The organism is Candidatus Anstonellales archaeon (assembly GCA_038869735.1).
Lineage (GTDB): Archaea > Micrarchaeota > Micrarchaeia > Anstonellales > CG1-02-47-40 > JAWCQO01.
Map to the genome: position 1 here is coordinate 14,939 of JAWCQO010000009.1, position 17,375 is coordinate 32,313.

General features: G+C 40.9%; 19 protein-coding genes. 7 read left to right on the plus strand and 12 right to left on the minus strand.

Translation table 11 applies throughout. The features are described from left to right. Window positions 1-77: 77 nt before the first annotated feature. Entirely contained in the window at window positions 78-1,862 is a 1,785-nt protein-coding gene (locus tag QXF67_04015) for a hypothetical protein (protein MEM3060669.1), read from the minus strand. A 54-nt stretch (window positions 1,863-1,916) separates the two neighbouring features. On the opposite strand from QXF67_04015, the gene QXF67_04020 reads away from it, so the two are divergent. Together QXF67_04020 and QXF67_04025 are read left to right on the plus strand one after the other, a co-directional pair. Next, window positions 1,917-3,143 carry a hypothetical protein gene (locus tag QXF67_04020; protein ID MEM3060670.1) on the plus strand — a complete coding sequence of 409 codons (1,227 nt, stop codon included), beginning with the start codon at window positions 1,917-1,919 and terminating at the stop codon, window positions 3,141-3,143. A 122-nt stretch (window positions 3,144-3,265) separates the two neighbouring features. After that, on the plus strand, window positions 3,266-3,655 hold the full coding sequence (locus QXF67_04025) for a 30S ribosomal protein S8e (protein MEM3060671.1): 390 nt from the start codon (window positions 3,266-3,268) through the stop codon (window positions 3,653-3,655). Here QXF67_04025 and QXF67_04030 read toward each other — a convergent pair whose 3' ends face one another. After that, a complete protein-coding gene (locus QXF67_04030; GenBank protein ID MEM3060672.1) occupies window positions 3,656-4,408 on the minus strand; it encodes a D-aminoacyl-tRNA deacylase in 753 nt (250 codons plus the stop codon). A gap of 56 nt (window positions 4,409-4,464) precedes the next feature. Here QXF67_04030 and QXF67_04035 point away from each other — a divergent pair, with 56 nt between their 5' ends. From QXF67_04035 to QXF67_04055, 5 genes are read left to right on the plus strand one after another with little or no spacing between them, the layout of a single operon-like run. Then, the gene (locus tag QXF67_04035; protein ID MEM3060673.1) at window positions 4,465-5,292 is read left to right on the plus strand and encodes a CorA family divalent cation transporter; all 828 of its coding nucleotides are present in this window, start codon (window positions 4,465-4,467) and stop codon (window positions 5,290-5,292) included. Between the two features lie 22 nt (window positions 5,293-5,314). Next, the gene (locus QXF67_04040) at window positions 5,315-5,998 is read left to right on the plus strand and encodes a ThiF family adenylyltransferase (GenBank protein ID MEM3060674.1); all 684 of its coding nucleotides are present in this window, start codon (window positions 5,315-5,317) and stop codon (window positions 5,996-5,998) included. 7 nt (window positions 5,999-6,005) lie between these two features. Continuing rightward, window positions 6,006-6,287 (plus strand): hypothetical protein, encoded by a 282-nt coding sequence (locus QXF67_04045; GenBank protein MEM3060675.1) that lies wholly within the window; start codon window positions 6,006-6,008, stop codon window positions 6,285-6,287. Next, window positions 6,268-6,762, plus strand: a complete 495-nt coding sequence (locus tag QXF67_04050; GenBank protein MEM3060676.1) for a DUF192 domain-containing protein — start codon at window positions 6,268-6,270, stop codon at window positions 6,760-6,762. The genes QXF67_04045 and QXF67_04050 overlap by 20 nt, the downstream gene beginning before the upstream one ends. A gap of 42 nt (window positions 6,763-6,804) precedes the next feature. After that, complete coding sequence (locus QXF67_04055; GenBank protein MEM3060677.1) at window positions 6,805-7,704, plus strand: carbohydrate kinase family protein; 900 nt, start codon at window positions 6,805-6,807, stop codon at window positions 7,702-7,704. A 38-nt stretch (window positions 7,705-7,742) separates the two neighbouring features. On the opposite strand, the gene dcd is transcribed toward QXF67_04055, so the two are convergent. The 10 genes from dcd to aroF all read right to left on the minus strand — a co-directional run bounded on the left by dcd (window position 7,743) and on the right by aroF (window position 17,004). Beyond that, on the minus strand, window positions 7,743-8,279 hold the full coding sequence (gene dcd, locus QXF67_04060; protein ID MEM3060678.1) for a dCTP deaminase: 537 nt from the start codon (window positions 8,277-8,279) through the stop codon (window positions 7,743-7,745). Between the two features lie 49 nt (window positions 8,280-8,328). Further along, the gene (locus tag QXF67_04065) at window positions 8,329-8,619 is read right to left on the minus strand and encodes an OB-fold nucleic acid binding domain-containing protein (protein MEM3060679.1); all 291 of its coding nucleotides are present in this window, start codon (window positions 8,617-8,619) and stop codon (window positions 8,329-8,331) included. 75 nt (window positions 8,620-8,694) lie between these two features. Next, on the minus strand, window positions 8,695-9,771 hold the full coding sequence (locus QXF67_04070) for a pyridoxal phosphate-dependent aminotransferase (GenBank protein ID MEM3060680.1): 1,077 nt from the start codon (window positions 9,769-9,771) through the stop codon (window positions 8,695-8,697). Beyond that, entirely contained in the window at window positions 9,768-10,826 is a 1,059-nt protein-coding gene (gene pheA / locus QXF67_04075) for a prephenate dehydratase (GenBank protein ID MEM3060681.1), read from the minus strand. The genes QXF67_04070 and pheA overlap by 4 nt, the downstream gene beginning before the upstream one ends. Before the next feature lie 10 nt (window positions 10,827-10,836). Next, window positions 10,837-11,937 (minus strand): chorismate synthase, encoded by a 1,101-nt coding sequence (aroC, locus tag QXF67_04080; protein MEM3060682.1) that lies wholly within the window; start codon window positions 11,935-11,937, stop codon window positions 10,837-10,839. Further along, window positions 11,934-13,190, minus strand: a complete 1,257-nt coding sequence (gene aroA / locus QXF67_04085; protein MEM3060683.1) for a 3-phosphoshikimate 1-carboxyvinyltransferase — start codon at window positions 13,188-13,190, stop codon at window positions 11,934-11,936. The genes aroC and aroA overlap by 4 nt, the downstream gene beginning before the upstream one ends. After that, window positions 13,187-14,512, minus strand: coding sequence for a shikimate kinase (locus QXF67_04090; protein ID MEM3060684.1), 1,326 nt, complete (start codon window positions 14,510-14,512; stop codon window positions 13,187-13,189). Before QXF67_04090 ends, aroA begins: the two co-directional genes overlap by 4 nt. Beyond that, window positions 14,509-15,162, minus strand: a complete 654-nt coding sequence (locus tag QXF67_04095) for a type I 3-dehydroquinate dehydratase (GenBank protein MEM3060685.1) — start codon at window positions 15,160-15,162, stop codon at window positions 14,509-14,511. Before QXF67_04095 ends, QXF67_04090 begins: the two co-directional genes overlap by 4 nt. Beyond that, window positions 15,152-16,180 carry a 3-dehydroquinate synthase gene (aroB, locus tag QXF67_04100; protein MEM3060686.1) on the minus strand — a complete coding sequence of 343 codons (1,029 nt, stop codon included), beginning with the start codon at window positions 16,178-16,180 and terminating at the stop codon, window positions 15,152-15,154. Before aroB ends, QXF67_04095 begins: the two co-directional genes overlap by 11 nt. A gap of 2 nt (window positions 16,181-16,182) precedes the next feature. Continuing rightward, entirely contained in the window at window positions 16,183-17,004 is an 822-nt protein-coding gene (gene aroF, locus QXF67_04105; protein MEM3060687.1) for a 3-deoxy-7-phosphoheptulonate synthase, read from the minus strand. Between the last annotated feature and the right edge of the window lie 371 nt (window positions 17,005-17,375).

Consider the following 17,375-nt stretch of genomic DNA (forward strand, 5'->3'; position numbering starts at 1 on the left):
CCCTCTATTGCGCGCACCGCACACTCTTTTTAGAACATCTTTAAGAGAAAATTCTGCACTGAAGGTTTAAATGGCTTTTAGGTATGCTTCCCCCGATAGAACTCGCTTATCATCTCGCGGAGTTTGGCTCGCCTCTTTTCATATCTTTCATATTCACTTTGGGACATCTCAAATTCAGCAGTGTGAAACTGACGAGGTATTGTGGGCTGAGCAGGGTAGCTGATGCTTTCAGCTTTTTGGATAAGTTGATGGACTTTCGTTTGCAACTCTTCTTGCTGAGCTCTAAGAGAACCAAGGGAGTCCAGCAACCTTTTTACCTCGTCCTTTTTTCCTTCAAACTCTTTCATCTTTGAAATTACTGCGTCTGCCTTTTTTATTTGAGCCTCAAACTCCTCCCTGTTTGAGTTAATTTGTCCTTCTAGTTGGGAAAGTGCAACAGAAAAATCATTGTATGATTTTAGATAGTGGCTCTTGAGCTTTTCCAGGCGCTCCACTTGCTTTTGGATAGACGACTGAATTGCTTTCTTCTGCTCTTCAAGCTCAGCTTGGCTGATGGTGGGTTTTAGGCGTTCTATTTCCTCTGAGATTTTTTTGGCTGACTCAAGATTCTTTTGCAAAGTTTCTCTTAGGGCTGTTATTTTTGAAAGAGCTTCATCAATTTTGGATTTTCTACTGGCACTGTCTGATTGTGATTTGTAGTAATTCTGTATCGCAGTCAACTGAGCATCCGCCTTCTTCTTTTCTTCTTCTATATCTCGAAGATGTTGTTCTATCTCAGTTTTTATTTTTTCGTATGAAGTAGAAGAAAAAAGGAGCTCTCGTAAAAGGGATTCTGAAGAAATGAGTGAGGAAAGCTCTTCTCGCTGGAGGCGAATTGCAGATAGGACATCTTTTGCTAAATCACCAAATACGCTGGCTTTCTGCTCAATGTTGTTTAGCTCATCTTTTATCTTCATTGCTTGCTTGTCTACTTCCGCAAAACTCTTTTGTAGGCTTGTTCGAAGCGATTTATCTTTTTGTATTTCTGCATGGAGAGCAGATATACGCTCTAGAATTAGAACCAGCTCTTTTTTAATAGCTTCAAGCTCGTAGGAAGCTTTTTTGATTCGTTTTATTTGCTCGTCTATCTGAGACTGGTGAGCGGCCTTTCCGAGAAGGTTTTTTTGTTTGTCTAATTCTAACGAAATGTTGGCCCCAAGGCGCTCAATTTCTGATTTGAGAGAATTAGATCTTGCCATGAGGGCTTGATAATCTTCAACTTTACCTTTTATGCGTTCAATATCATGCTGTATCTGGATGCACTGGGTATGCAAGAAATCCGCTCTTTTATTAGTTTCGTTTATCGAAGTAGACAGGTTAGAGAGGTTCCGTTTTATGTCTTCGAGTTGGTTTGTGTGGTGAAGGTATAACGCCTCTTTTTTTTCTTGTAATTCCTTAAGAGTTTCAAGTCTTTTTTGCGTATCTAGGAGTTTTGGGTCAAGGCTCTTATAAAGTTCAAGATAATTTAACTCTAGCCGTCTTATTTGTTCGCCTTTTAATTGCACAAGAGCAAGAAGCTTTGATAGTTTGGGCTGAAGTTCGCTGTGTTGAAATCCAGCACCTCTTGACTCGACACTGAAACCAAAGCTTTTTGGATCGGTGATTATCTCTCCACCAGCTGTCCAAACAAGATAGGTTTTTGTAAGTAGATACTCAATTTTTATTATTCCTTCCTCCTCTAATATGCGAGCCCACTCCTCAAGACGCTCTTTTGGAATTGCAAGTGCACTGGCAGCTTCTTCAAGCAAAACTTTTTTTTTGTTATAGAGAAGCTTTATTAAGGCGTCAACGCCTGTGCGAATCTCATTTTCATCTACGGCCATGAATGAAGATACCCTCCGTAAATATATAAATATCATTCTTGAAACTGATATTGTATGGATAGCAAAACCCCACCTAAAAAAAGGCAGTTTCATCCGATTGAAAACCTTAAAAATCAAAACAAGATATTGCATCGTTTTGGAGAAGTAGGATTGAGGGTTTTCGCAGCGATTGACGGAGTAAAAAGCAGGGATAGAATAATTGATGAGGCTCGTTGCACTGAAAAGGAATACGAAGAAATAATCTCATTTATGGAGGCATATGATATGCTGGATAAAGGGGGGAGTAATGGGGAGGAGCACGAAAGCAAAGAAGATAGTAAAAGTATTGACGAAGAGGGAGCTGAGAGGGTAAATATTAAACCGGAAATTACGGTTTCTCAAACTATTACACCGTCAGCATCTAGGAAGGAGATGACTAAGGAAGAGGAACGACTTGCTCAACTTTCTCCGCTTGAAAAAAAAATTTACAAAAAATACGGAGAGATAGGAGTAAACATTTATCATCTCATAGATGGCGAAAAAACTGCTGAACAGATCCTTCATGAAGTTGGAATTTCGGAAGTAAAGCTTGTTGAGATACTTGAGTTTTTAGAGAATGAAGGGATAATCAAAATTGAAAAGCAATCCCCTCCACTCGTGGCCGACCAAAAAATTGTCGACCAAAAGATTGAAAAGGATGTGGCAGAGGGTGTTTTCTATGAAGGATGGGAAGAAAAGAGAGGTAGAAAAGAATTGTTTGCCCCTATAGTTGAGGAGAAGGATTATTTTGATGAGGGTTCAGCCGTGCCAAAAGATGAGACTGCGGCTAGTGTAATACCTATAGATATACCGTTAAAAAAGAAGATTGGATTAGTTAAAGAGACTAGAATAAAGGCAGGAATTATATTGAAGTTTGGATCTGCAGGTTCGCGAGTATACGAGTTAATCAACGGTGTGAATGATGCTATAGATATCGCACTTGAGACTAAACTATCCCTTGAAACCTTGGATAAGATTTTTGAGTGGTTAGGGCAAGAAAAGGCTGTGTTGTTCAAAAGAATGAAACGAGAGGAAATCAGAAAAAAATATGGTGAAGAGGGGCTTATGATATACAAGAAATACGGAAGAGAGGGCATTTTGTTGTATGAGCTGATAGGGAGGGAAAAGAAACTGAAAGATGTTATTATTACAAGCAAACTTCCCCCTGCAAGGGCGGTGGATATCCTGCTTTTTATTCACTCTGCATTGAATCTGGATTTACCGATAGATAAGAAAACGTTATACAATGAGCTTGGGCTCTAAGCGAGAAACTTTAAAGAGAGTACCGATCGAAAAGGAGTTAGTTATTTAAAGGGAAGTTGAAAAAATAAAGTGGGGATCGCTGTCGTTAAGAAAGTTTAAGAAGGCTTTAAGGAGGAACGTGTATGTTTTATTATCACGAACGCTCAAAAACTAAGATTTCTGGCTCAGGAGCAAAGCTAAGGAAATCGCATGATAAGAAACTTCGCTTCAAAGGGAATCCGCCAGTGGCGACGAAAGTTTCAGAGGGGGACGAAAGAGAGACCGTAAGAGGCCGGGGAGGATGCATAAAAGTCAAACTCAAGAAAGCACAAAAGGTGAATGTAGTTACTCCCCAAGGCATAAAAAAAGTGCAAATTCGCGGAGTGCTTGAAACCCCAGATAATAGGCATCACGCAAGGCAAAGGATAATTACTAAGGGAGCTATCATCGATACTGAACTGGGAAGAGTAAAGATAACAAATAGGGTAGGGCAAAACGGAGTGGTTAATGGAATTCTGCTTCAAAATAATTAGTCACTTTTTTGCTTTCCATGGTACATTTGCATTATCGCAGAATGTGATTATCTTCTTTCGTTGGCTTGAATCAAGGCCTTTCCAATCTATAAGGACGTATTGCGTCTTTTCAACGCATTTTTCTATTCCTTGCAAAAATGTCTCGTAGTCTATCTCATCTACCTTGTATTTAGGGAGTATGTGGCCCACTGCCTCTGATGATTCCAAAGCTATTTTTGAGAAAAGTGGAGCATAATGGCCCCCACCGACCCCAAATATAGTTGGATATTCCTTCTGACTTTTAATTCCGTCAACAATGGCTTTGGCGCAAATCTCAGCAGCCGTTTTATCCCCCCACTCTTTGGAAGTGCTTCCTATTTCAACAAAAATGACTGGGAGAGAGCAGGTTGGTCCGTGGTGGTCAACTTCAAGACATACCTGCCAGTCAAGACCTAGATCTTCGACCTGACTTTTTATTGAGACGAGGATATCCTTCATTTTTGATGCATAAGCCACATTGAGGGTTTTATCTTTGCCCCCCATCTGGGCTTTCCCCCAATTTCCAGGGAGGTGCACGGAAAGAGTCCTTATTTTCCTCTCGGATTTATGTGTCGAAGGGACGATTAGGTAGTCTGTTTGTAAGTCGCAGGATATTTCAAGAACAGAATTGTTTGTCTCAATTATTTGTGTAGAGGGTAAAGAAAAATTCTCCTTGAGTGCAGTTGCGATGTTGAGACTTGCTTGATTTGTAGATGAGTAAACTACAGCTGGCATGGTGGGGTTTTGTATTGGCAAATATTTAAATTAAAGTGAGAAAAATGTTAATTAATATGTTATATCGATTTGACGATTTCGAGCGCTTCAAAAGTAGCGCGGTTGCGCACGGCGTAAAGGAGGATCTGGACCAGCTTAAAGGGCTTAGCATTCTATTTTTTGAGACCTATCCCAAATATATGATAATAAAGATGGTCTCTTATGAGGGTGACCCTAACATAGTAGTTATTCTATCTAAAAAGTTTTCAATGGTTTATCCGGTAATAAAGAATAAAGTTGGAGTCAGCTTAAGCAAGCTAAAAATGGAGAGTAAGTGGGGGGAGAGTACATATTTGGCTTATGTGACTTTTAGATACGTGCTTGAAGGCTATCAGAGATATTTCAAAACGCTTGATTTGGAACTTGATGCGGCTGACAATTCGCTTAATCTGGATGAAATAGAGCGTATAAGCAAGAAGATAAAGAAGTTTAGAGATCTTGTAGATGATTTCTTGCACCTCCTTATTCGCGCAGAGGACAAAGACATAAAGTTTGTAGATACGGCTGTGCTTGCTTATGAATTTGACCTTTTGCTTGCGCAAACAAGACACTTGGCCGACAGGTGTAGAACTGCAAAAAAGGAGTTAAATGTAATTCGGCAGAAATGTGATGTTTTTCAGACCATGAATCTTAACAAGAATATTGAAAAATTAACCAAGATTATGATGTTTTTGACGATAGTGGGAATTGTGATTTCAGTCCCAAACACTATTGCTACAATTTATGGGATAGGTAAGATAGCCGAAGGGACTAGTGAGGCGTTTATCTGGGGCGCCATTTCGATTAGTTTTTTGATTTCGATTTTTCTTTCCTTTGCATATCTCCACTATTATATGAAGAAATAGTGACGAGCGTTTCTTTATGTATATGAATTTTTTTGAGAGGAACATCCCTGTTTGGGGTGAAAGAGGGCAGAGAAGAATCAGAAGCTCCAGGGTCGCAATCATCGGATTTGGGGGGATAGGTCAAGCAACATTTGTGAACCTCTTGCGTGCAGGAGTGAAGAGGTTCTCTGTGGTTGACCCAGATTATTTTGACATTTCTAATATGAATCGCCAATCGCTATGCTTTCTTGGAGAGCTTGGAAAGAAGAAAATCAAGTCTGCAGAGAAGTATGCAAAAAGTATAAACCCAGAAGCTGCACTTGACGGATATGCAGAAAAATTCTGTGAGAAAAACGCTGCAAAGATTCTTGAGGGATGCGATATTGCAATAGATGGTCTTGATACGTTTTCAGATAGGGTTGTTTTGCACAGAGAGTGTAGAAAACGTGGAATTCCGTCTGTTTTCTGCTCTGCTTTGGGAAGCATGGGTATGTGTTCTGTATTTGATGTTGAAAGCAGATTTGACTTTGAGGAGGTATTCTCAAGGGCGGGAAGGCTGGCAAAAAGATGCGATTCTATTGTTTCTCCCGCAGCACAGATGGCAGGCACTCTTGCCTCGGCTTTGGCACTTGCAGTTATTCTGAAAAGGCCGCATGTGTGTGCTCCGGAATTTATTTTGTTTGATGTTTTTTCAAAAAGACCGGTAAGGAACGTAAGGCTTGCGTGAGTGGTTTATGAAAGCCTTTGGATTTGAGGTCGTTTACAAAGAATTCTGCCAGTCTGGACCATATTTTGAGATAAAGCCAACACAGCCAATGAAGATTAATCTTGAATTGTGCAAGGATAAATTGCGGGCGGGTAGGACATCTGTTGCAAACAAATATTTCATATGCATTAGAATAGATAAACAGGAAGTTATTTTGTATAGTAATGGAAAAATCGTTGTAAGGGGAAGCGCAAGAAAGGATATTGCGCAAAAGATTGCCAAGTTGATCTATGACTCAATTCAGAGGTGAGGGGACGGTCAGGAGAAGCATAACTTTTTTGATAATTTTTTTGTCTGCGATTATTGCACTTGGATGCTTAAAGACAGAAAGCTCTGCTTCGCTGGGTGAGATAATAATAACCAATTCCACTGGACAGAAAATCTTGCTATTTGTTGAAATAGCAGATACATATGAAAAGAGAATGCGGGGGCTTATGTATAGGGAGTCACTGCCAAAGGGAGGCGGCATGTTATTTGTTTTTGAGGATTCTGCACCTCGCATATTCTGGATGAAAAATACGCTTATTCCTCTTGATATTATATTCATTGATGAAGAGGGCGCCGTAGTTGCGATCGTGGAAAATGCCCAACCGTGTCTTGTGGATCCTTGTAAAACCTATTCTTCCAAGGAAAACGCAAAATATGTGCTTGAAGTGGAGGGTGGATTTGCTAGAAAAAACGGGGTTTCGGTTGGAAGCAATATAGAAATTAAGCTGGGAAGCTAAGAATCCGATGCTTTTATAATTATCTGTTTGTTATTTCTTTCGATGAGATTAGATGTAGTATGTGTTGGTCACATTCTTTATGATGTGAGGTGCTACGTTGAAGAGCTTCCAAAACCGGACAAGACATCAATAATAAGAGCACCTATTGAAGCATCGGGAGGAGGTAGTGCGGCAAATGTAGCAGTAAATTGCGCAATGCTTGGTTTAAAGACAGGGGTAGTAGGTAACATAGGAGATGACTATAACGGAAAATTTCTTCTCTCAAATTTTCGGAGGTTTGGCATTAACACTTCAGAAATAAGGAAGTTTGCAGGTTCTACTGGAATGGCTATTGTGCTCATTGACAAATCTGCTGAAGTTGAAGTGATTGAGAGTATAGGAGTATGTGAAAGAAGGAGAGGAATAGATGAGGACTACCTGAAAAATACAAACTTTGTCCATATGACTGGAACAGACTTACGCCTTTTAAAGCGAACAAGCGATATTGCAAGAATACAAAAAAAAGTTGTGTTATTTGATCCTGGAAGAAGCCGTGCAAAGGAGGGCGAGTATAAACTCTCAAAGATACTAAAAAATACAAATTATCTGTTTGCAAACAAGAATGAGATATTGCTTATAGGAGGAGGGAGCGACCCAAAAGTTACTGCAAGAGAAATAGCAGACAAGTATGGTCTTGCATGTATATTAAAATCCGGCGCAGATGAAGTCTTTTTTACTTCCAGTCGCTCTGAATTCTCAATCAAGCCTCCAAGAGTAAAGCCTGTTGATACGATTGGTGCTGGAGATGCATTTTCTGCAGGGTTTATATGTGGACTAAAAGAAGGAAAGACTATGCGGGATTGTGTAAAATTGGGAATATGGGCAGCCGTCCAAAAAATAATTTATAAGGGAGCGCAATCGGCGATAAATCGCCAATGGATAAAAAGGTATGGGAAGGTATAATGCATAGAAGGAATAATAACAACTCAACACCTAGGAGTTTATTCTGACTTTTCTTGGTCCTTAATAACTCGGCCAATTTTTGAATAGGGGATGCTTGTTGGACTCTCCAGCCTCTCAAATACAAGCTGGCATATTTGCATTCCATCTCGTAGTTTGAGTTTTAGAGGCCCCTCGTTTTTTATCTCGAGCATTATTCTGTTTGATGCTCCTGCGTGATGGAAGGGGGCGGTTATATGCACCGTGAGCCCCATTCGTCCTATAGAGCTTTTTCCTCCTATATTTGCCATTATGTCTGGAGGGAGCGAAACGCGCTCAAGAGTCATTCCTAAACATAGTTGTCCGGGCTCTAAAATAACTTCTTTGCATCTCTTTTTTTGCGTAACTTCTTTATATGACATTTTTTGTATGTCCACTGGGAGGTTTTTTGTGCTTTTATAGTTATAAAACCAAAAATCACAAGAAAGGCGAAGATCAACAGAATTTGGACCAAAGGCCTCTGGAGGTGGAGGAGGTAAAATAACTATTCGTCCATTCAAAATCTCCTTTTTTATGTCTTGGTCAGATAGGACAGACAAAAGAAAGCCCCTCTATTTTTCCTTAGTTCTATTAGTTGTTATGTTGTATTCATATTACAGTTAGTTTTCCAAACCGTCCGCAGGAGAGTTGAGGAGTTCCCTTAAATTCAGAAACCCAACCCTGCTCTATCCTTATAGTTGAGCCTTCTTTTACCTTATCTATGTCGTCTCCCCACAACGAAAGCGCTATTTCTCCGCTTTCATCTTGCAAGATAGCATTTGCAACGCGCAGCTTCTTTCCGAATTTGGTCACAACCTCACGTGGTTCTTCAAGTTTTATGATTTTGCCTTCCACGTCTACGTTGCCAATTCCAGCTTTTAGTTCAGAAATCTTTGCCATATACCTCCCTCTTGTGAAGTGGTTTAAGTAAGGGTTGATTAATACGAGTTAAGCTATAAAAAACTTTATCATGAATTAGGTGAGAAGGGAGTTTATCTTTTTGAAAGCTTGAGCTAAAATTCGTTCATTGTAGCAAAGCGAGATTCTTATGTGACTTTTATAGTTGCCAAATGACATGCCTGGAACAACAGCAACGCCGTTTTGGAGGAGCTTATCAGCAAACAGGGAAGCGTCCATTCCATTTGGAAGTGCAGGAAATATATAAAAGCCAGCGTTTGGTTTTTGGAAGCGGAGTGTGTTTGATAGGAATTTAGAGGCGAAGGTTAAGCGCCTCATACAAACATTTCTTACTTTTCTGACAAATCTTTTTTTATGCTTCAACGCTGATAATACTCCTTTTTGGAGAAAGAGAGGTACGTTGGTTATGGTGATTCTGTTTAATTGAGACAGCTTTGATGCAGTCTCTTTAGGCATAACTGCATAACCGATTCTCCAACCGGTCATGCCGAATGTCTTTGAAAATGAATTTACTATGATAAGATTAGGCGCCAGTGGGCGCTCTTTTCTTCCGTCAAAGCACAAGTCTCTATATGCATCGTCTGCAAAAAGAAGGATGCCTTTTCTTTGAGCAAGAAACAATAGCTCACTCTCTTTGTCCTCCTCAAGTGCGATGCTTGTTGGATTTGATGGGCTGTTTAGGATTATTAATCTAGTTCGACTGTCTATTGCGTCTTCAAATTTTGAGATGTCGGGTTTCCAACCATTATCTGCTGTTTCTATCAATTTTATTTTTGCTCCTATGTGTTTGCATATTAATGAGTATGCAGTCCAATAAGGGGAGGATATAATAGCGTTATCTCCTCTTTTGAGGTGCATTCTTAGAAGTGAATATATAGCAAATTTTGAGCCTGGTGTTATGGTGATATTTTCTGTTTTGCATTCATGGGCTTGAGAGAGCAGTTCGCGTAGCTCGATTTCCCCTGACGAACTTCCGTACTTCCCTTCCCCAGAGTACATACTAAAAGCGGCGGCTTCGATTGCTGCTCTGGGAGGTTTCCAATCCGGCTCTCCAACATTTAGCTTTATTATCTTTGAACCCGATTTTTCAAGTGAGTATATTTGCTCGAAAATGTCGTATAGCAGATGTCTCACCAGTCGACAGCTTTTTTATAGCATCCAAGTAAGCGAAAGTATTCACATTCTTTTGTTGCCTTTTCTATTGCACTAACAACAGTTGGATCTGAGTCTGAGCCAAGGAAGTCTAAGAGAAAGGCAAACTGTTTTGGTTTGGAAGGAATGGGCCTGGATTCTATTCTTGTTAGGTTTATTCCTGCCTCCGCAAATATTTTAAGGACCCCAAATAATGCTCCAGCTTTATGTGGTGTTGAAAAAACAGCAGAACATTTATTTCCGCCTTTCTCCTTTTGCTTTGAGATAACAAGAAACCTAGTTATGTTGGGACCCGAATCTTCTATGTTTTCTTTTAAAATTTCAAGTCCGTAAATATCAGCACATAGTTTGCTTGCGATTGCTGCTGCGGCTTTAGGTCTTGATTGTGAGAGCATCATTGCCGAGCCAGCGGTATCGTAATAGGGGATAGCTTCCAGTTTATTTCTTGAAATAAATCCTTTACATTGTGAAAGCGCCTGAGGGTGGGAATAGACTACTTTTATGTCTCTGTAATCGGTTTCTGGAATAGAGAGAAGACAGTGATGGATTGGTACAGTTACTTCACCAACCACGTTTAGGTCTGTTTCGATTAGGAGGTCGTTTACATCTGCTATTGAGCCGCCAATAGAATTTTCAACTGGCACCACGCCCATATCGAAGGTCCCAGACTTCACTCCATTAAAAACATCTGAAAATTCATTACATGGTATCGTGGATGCGTTTTGTGTGTATTTGAAGGCTGCAATCTCACTGTATGCACCATGCTCACCCTGAAATCCGACAAGAGTTGTAACCTCTGATTGTATTCTCTTGGATTCTGAGATTATATCTGAAAAAAGCTTATCTACAAATTCCTTCTTTAGGAGAAATGTAGGGCTCTTTCTAACGATCTCAAGCACCTCTTGCTCTCGCCTTGGGTCTTCAATTTCTTTTTTGAATCTTTTGGCACGCAAAGCAAACTCATTTCTTTTGTTCAGAAGCCTTAGAATCTCCAAGTCTATCTGGTCTATGTTTTTTCTTATCTCATCCAAATTCATAACATCACCTTCATATTATTGGACGCTTATTGCGTTTTTCTGAAAGCAGGATATCTGCAATACAGATTGCTGCGACGTTTTCGACAACAGCAACGGCTCTTATTGCAATACATGGATCGTGCCTCCCAATTATTCTGAGAGTTGTTTCTTTCATTTCCTTCAGATCTATCGTTTTCTGAGGGGAATAGATGCTGGACGTTGGTTTAAATGCCACACGGAATGTTATCGGCATGCCAGTCGACAAACCTCCGAGTATGCCGCCAGCGTTATTTGTTTTTGTGACTATTTTCTTGCCGGATATAGTATATTGGTCATTGTGCTTGCTTCCCCTCATCTTTGATGCCTCAAATCCCTTTCCAAATTCTATTCCCTTTACTGCGGGTATTGCAAAGATGGCAGATGAAATCTTGCTTTCAATGCTTCCAAACATTGGCTCGCCAAGGCCGGGTGGCATTCCAACAATCCTGCACTCCACTACTCCCCCAACCGAATCGTTGTCTAGCATTGCTCTTTTTACTTCTTCCTCCATTCTTTTTGAAGTTGAGGTATCCGGACACCTTACCTGACTTTTGTAAGTATTAAAAAGGACTTCTTTGTCTGACGGGTCTCGTGCGAGCCTCACTTTTCCAATTGAACGCATAAAAGCCATTGTGAGTATACCATCTTTTTTGAGTAATTGTTTTGCAACCGAACCTGCCATAACAAATGAAGCGGTCATCCTTCCAGAAAATATCCCACTCCCGCTTTCTAACTTCCCATATTTTATTAGAGCTGGGTAATCTGCATGACCGGGACGTGGCATCTGCTCAAATTGGGAGTAATCAGAAGGGCGGACGTCCTGATTTTTTATTTGCATTAATATTCTTTGACCTGTTGTTTTTCCTCTGATTATTCCGCTTTTTATTTCTACTACGTCACTCTCCCTTCTTTGAGTTGTGAAGATGCTTTGAGCTGGTTTTCTTCTATCAAGCTGTAGCTGAACGTCCTTTTTAGTGACGCTTATCCCCTTTGGACAGCCATTAATTTCTACTCCTACACAGCTGCCGTGGCTGCTTCCAAATACGCGAATAGTAAAGGTATCTCCAAATGAGTATGGGGTTTTGAAACTCATGTTCTCACCCTTTCCAAATCTTCAAAAAAGCTAGGATAGGATTTTGAAACGCACTCCGCACCGTAGATTATTGTTTTTTCTTTTGCACAAAGAGCTGCTACTGCACAGGCCATTGCTATTCTATGGTCTTTTTGTGAGTCTACAACCCCCCCTCTTAGTTTCTGGCCAAAAATTTCCATTTTATCTCCATTGACTCTGAGTTTTCCACCAAGCTTCTTAAACTCAGTAACAAGTGATTTTGCCCTATTGCTCTCCTTGTGTATCAATCTCCGAGAGCCATATATGGTGCTTTTTCCCTTGCAGTTGCATGCAAGAGCCACAAGTGGAGGAAAAAGGTCTGGACAATCGGTGGCATCAAACTCAAAAGAGCAAAGTGATGAAGACAAAACAGAAACTGATCCCTCTTTGCACCTTACTTTGGCGCCTGTAAGCGTGAGGGCATCAACTATTTTTTTGTCTGGCTGTAAAGAAGATTCACTCAAACCACGTACAGTTATATTACCGGCAATTGCACCTGCCACTAGGAGAAAGGAGGCACTTGACCAATCACCTTCAACATAGAAGGTAGCTGGCTTGTACTCCTGATTTGCAGGAATGTTAAAGATTCCTTTTTCAACATCAGCCTCTATTTTTACTCCAAATTTTGATAAAACTGAAAGGCTTATGGCTACATAGGGCTTGCTGGCAAGCCTCCTTGCAACTAAGGTGGAGTCGTTTTTGCATAGTGGAAGCGCAAATAAGAAGCCAGATATAAGCTGTGAGCTTATTAAACCATCAACTTCTATTCTGCCTCCTATCAGAGGCCCTCTAACAATAATGGGAGGCCTTCCCAGATTGGTTTTACAGTAGGCACCTGCAGCCTGCATGGGAGCTTCTATTTCGCCTAGATAGCGAGAAAGAAGAGAACCCGTTGCGTTTAGTACAACTGTTTGGCTGCAAAGGGCGGATATTGGAGTAAAAAGCCTTATGCATAAACCCGACTCTTTACAGTTAAGTTCTATTTTCTTTTTTCCTCTTCCAATGTTTTCTCCAGCACCTTTTACGATTAGTGAATCTTTTCTACGAGTTATTTTCGCTCCAAGATTTCTCGCTACACCTTCAGCTGCAGAGGCATCTTCGCAGCAGCTGATGTTCTTGATTTTTGTTTCCCCCAAAGCTAGGAGAGAGGCAGCTATTGCTCGCTGGCTCACGCTTTTTGAAGGTGGAGCAAAAATGCTTCCTCTAACATCTCCGGGTAGGATTATTTTCTTCACTTATCTGCACCCCTAATCAATTCCTCGCCTATCAGTTCAGCTATTTGGTAAGGGAGCTTGTGATTGGTGTTTACAGCAATATGGCATGCAGAAGCATACAGGGGGAGGCGATAGCTCAAAAGTCTTTTTATGGTTTCTTTTCTATTTTTGCCTATGAGGAGGGGGCGGTTCTTGTTGCCTCTTGTTCTCTTTAAAATCTCTCCTTGCCCTGCATAAAGCCAGATTACAAAGCAATTATCTTTCAAAAGAGCCACATTTTCTTTTCTTAGTACTATCCCTCCCCCACATGAGATTACTGTTTTATCATCGCTTAGAGCTTTTTTAAGTGCTGCTGATTCCATGTCCCTAAACCTATGCTCTCCAAAGGTATTGAATATGTTGGATATGCTCATGCCTACCTCCTTTTCAATAAGAACATCTGTTTCTGTGAATTTGAAGCCAAGCCTTTTTGACAAGGTCTTCCCCACGGTACTCTTTCCGCTTCCCATAAAACCAATGAGGGCTATTTTTCTTCGAGTCCTTAATTCAGGATAGCTTGAAAACGCGCATTCTCTCATGAGGTTGATTGGTGCTTTTCTTCCAGTAAATATCTCAAAGGCTGATGCTCCTTGAAATAGGAGCCACTCAAGAGGGGATATTATGGTGCAACCAACCTTTCTTGCATCAGAGAGTAGGGCACTTTTGCCGGAGTAGTTTGCGTCAAGAACTGCCATCGAGGGTTTAAGAAGCTTTCTGGGAACGATGCGCTCATGGGTTGAAACGCATGAAATTATTATGTGTGACCCAACAACTGCAGCTTTGAGTTCTCCTTTGCTTATGCCTATAGCCCTGCAGCCAAACATTTTACATATTTCTTTTGCTTTCTCAGTTGTTCTATTGGCGCAGATAACGTTTGATCCAGCTTGAGTTAGCGCCATAATGGCTGCTTTTGCAGAGCCACCGGCTCCGAGTACTACTACGGACTTTCCCTTTAGGGGTATACCGGCCGACTGAAAGGCTCTGAGAACTCCATCAGTATCTGTGTTAAAGCCGATTGATTGACCGTTTTTGAATACCACTGTGTTGCATGCACCGAGTCTCTCTACCTCCACGCTTGCCTTGTTTAATTTTTCTGCAATGTCTTCTTTGAGGGGGGATGTTACATTCATGCCGCGAAGCCCGATTTCCCTTGCAATATTAAGAACGTCCTGAGCGCTTTTTGCCAAAAGTCTAAAATAGATTGCATTTAGTCCACATTTTTTCATTGCAGATGTTTGCATTTGTGGACTCCGGCTATGGGATATCGGGCAGCCGACAACTGCAAACAAAAGCGGTTTTTTCATGTTAGTGCCTCCAGAATAGAGTTCATCTTTTTTACATCAATTTGTCCTTCGGCGATTTCCTTCCCAACGCTCCGGCTTGCATAGGTAAATGGGCTTCCCAATAGAGGAGCGACGATTCTTACGATACGTCCCTTTTGTCCCATTCCAACAACCAAAATTCTCTTTTTGTAGGATAGGAGCCCGAGAAGCCTTGCGCAGTCTCGCATTGAATTTGCTTTGCAGGAAATTTTTATTATGTCTGGCTTAAACTTGGAACACGTTCTAATTATTGCTTGGAGTTTTCGCTCAGAAGGAGTTTTGGAGTAGTTGTGGTAAGAGACTATTGTGCGGCAACCCTTGCTTTTAGCAAATCTGATTATATCTGAAATGAAATGCTCTCTGTTTTCCACTTCCACATCCACATATCTTGCCCCGTTCTCAATGGCACTTATGAGAATTTTCTTTCTCTCCGCGTCGCTTATTTTTCCTTTTCTAAAAGTTGCGATAAGAGTTATAGAGGGAGAGAATATTTTGGATATTTCCCTCTCTGTTGGGAGTTTCTCAAGAAAATCTAATCTAACTTCTGCGAATGAAAGACCACGCAGTGCATTCAGCAACTCAAAAACGGTTTTCTCTCCTACACTAACACAGATTTTATTTTTATGAATCATCTAGCACTGCCTCCAGATCGCTTTCTTTAATCTCTATTATTCGTGCGCTACCAATGTCCTCAAGAAGTGGAATTCTTATAGTGTTTGCGCGCCTTTTTTTATCTTTTTCAATGGCGTCAAGAATCTCCTGCTTGTTTATATCAATCGTTATAGGAAGGTTAAAAGTGGATAGAAGGTTTGCAAGCCTTTCGGCTTGTGAGCGTTTCAAGAGATTCTTTTTCACGGATAACTTTGACTCAATGGCCATTCCTATAGAAACACAATATCCATGGGGAAGCCCATATACCTTCTCTATTGCATGTCCTATGGTATGTCCAAAATTGAGTTTCATTCTCTCTTTGACTTCTGTCTCGTCAGCCTCTACTATCCTGCTTTTTATGAGTATGGAGGCCTGGAGTGCCCGTTCAATAGAGCTTTTTTTGAGGGATAAACAGTCTTTGCTGTTTTTTTCCAAAAAGTCAAAGAGGGTTTTGTCAGCTATGCTTGCATGCTTGATAATTTCGGCAAAGCCGCAGGATATTGCTTGTGATGAGAGAGTTTTGAGTGCTTCAAAATCGCACAAAACAAAAGAAGGTTGCCTTATTGTCCCTATGATGTTTTTGTATCCTTTAAAGTTTAGGCCGTTTTTTCCACCAATGCTTGCATCTGCCTGCGCCAAGAGGGTTGTTGGTACAAGACCGAGGGTTACGCCCCTAAGATAAGTGGAAGCAACAAAACCTGCAACGTCGCAAACTACTCCTCCACCTACGCCTACAATTGTTGATGACCTTTCAAGCCCATATTCCAAAAGAGCATCATAAACCCTCTCTGCAGTTGAAAGCGTCTTTGCTGATTCGCCTTGGCCGATTTCAATTATTGGAATCTTGCCTGGTATGTTTTTGCCGTGAAGTTTTCTTACTATGCTGTCAGTAATTATTGCACTTTCTTCTGCAACGATATATTCTAAGAGGTTTGAGATACGCTCCCCTATGAGAATTTGGCATGTTCCGCTTTTTCCCTTTAGCTTAAGAGCCAACATTCCTATTTCAACTCCTTCATAAAGCTTTGGAGTTTTCTTATTTTTGCGGCCATTTCTCGAAATTGTGAAGGCGTAAGAGCCTGCTCTTTGTCTGAAAGAGCTTCTTGGGGGTTTCTATGAACCTCAACAATTATTCCGTCTGCTCCGCATGCTACAGATGCTAGAGACATTGGTGGGATGAGTTCTGGCCTGCCGGTTCCATGACTTGGGTCTGTTATGACTGGCAAATGAGTGAGCAAACGAACGCAGGGTACTGAGCTTAAATCCAAGGTGTTCCTTGTATAGGTTTCAAAGGTGCGGATTCCCCGCTCACATAATATTACATCTGGATTGCCTTCTTTTAAGATATACTCTGCGCAGTTAATCCACTCCTCAATTGTTGAGTGCATGCCTCTCTTGAGAAGGATAGGCTTCTCTGTCTTTCCAACTTCTTTAAGCAGAGAAAAATTTTGCATGTTTCTTGCTCCTATCTGAAGTACATCGGCGTACTCAGAAACCCAAGAAACGTCGCGTGGATCCAGTACCTCGGTAACTATTGGGAGGCCGGTTACCTCCTTTGCTTTCTCCAAAAGTTTTAAGCCCTTTAGTCCAAGTCCCTGGAATGCATAAGGAGATGTTCGCGGTTTGAATGCGCCACCGCGAAGCATATCTGCTCCTGCTTCCTTTACTGCAATCGCTGTTTCAATTATCTGCTCCTCGCTCTCAACGCTACAAGGACCTGCAATTATGGTAAATCCCTCCCCTACTCTAACATTTTCTACCTTAACAATGGTCTTTTCGCTTCCGTTTCGCACCGCAAGCTTTATGTTTTTTACAGCTTCCATCTGCATCCCCAATTTTGATATTTGTTACTATAACTCATGTTTAACATCACCGGCACAAAGGACCAAGAAAAAGAAAAATTAAAAACCAAAAAAACTCAGAACCTGTGCCGACTCAAAACCAAAAGCCAAAGCTAAAGAAAGAGAAAAGAAAGAGTGTTGTGTTGATTTTTTGGTTTTGTAACATTTTTAGACAACCTATTTTTTTGTGTCTAAACCCATTTATAAACTTTCGCTCAAGCCTCCTGCCTGTTTCTTTTCTACTACTCGGCAAGTGTGTTTACTTAAAAGAAATCAAAAGTTCAAAAATAGAGTAAGGAAGAAGGTTTGGTGGCAGCGGGGGGGGAGCGGACATGAGCCGGGTCCCGCCGTGA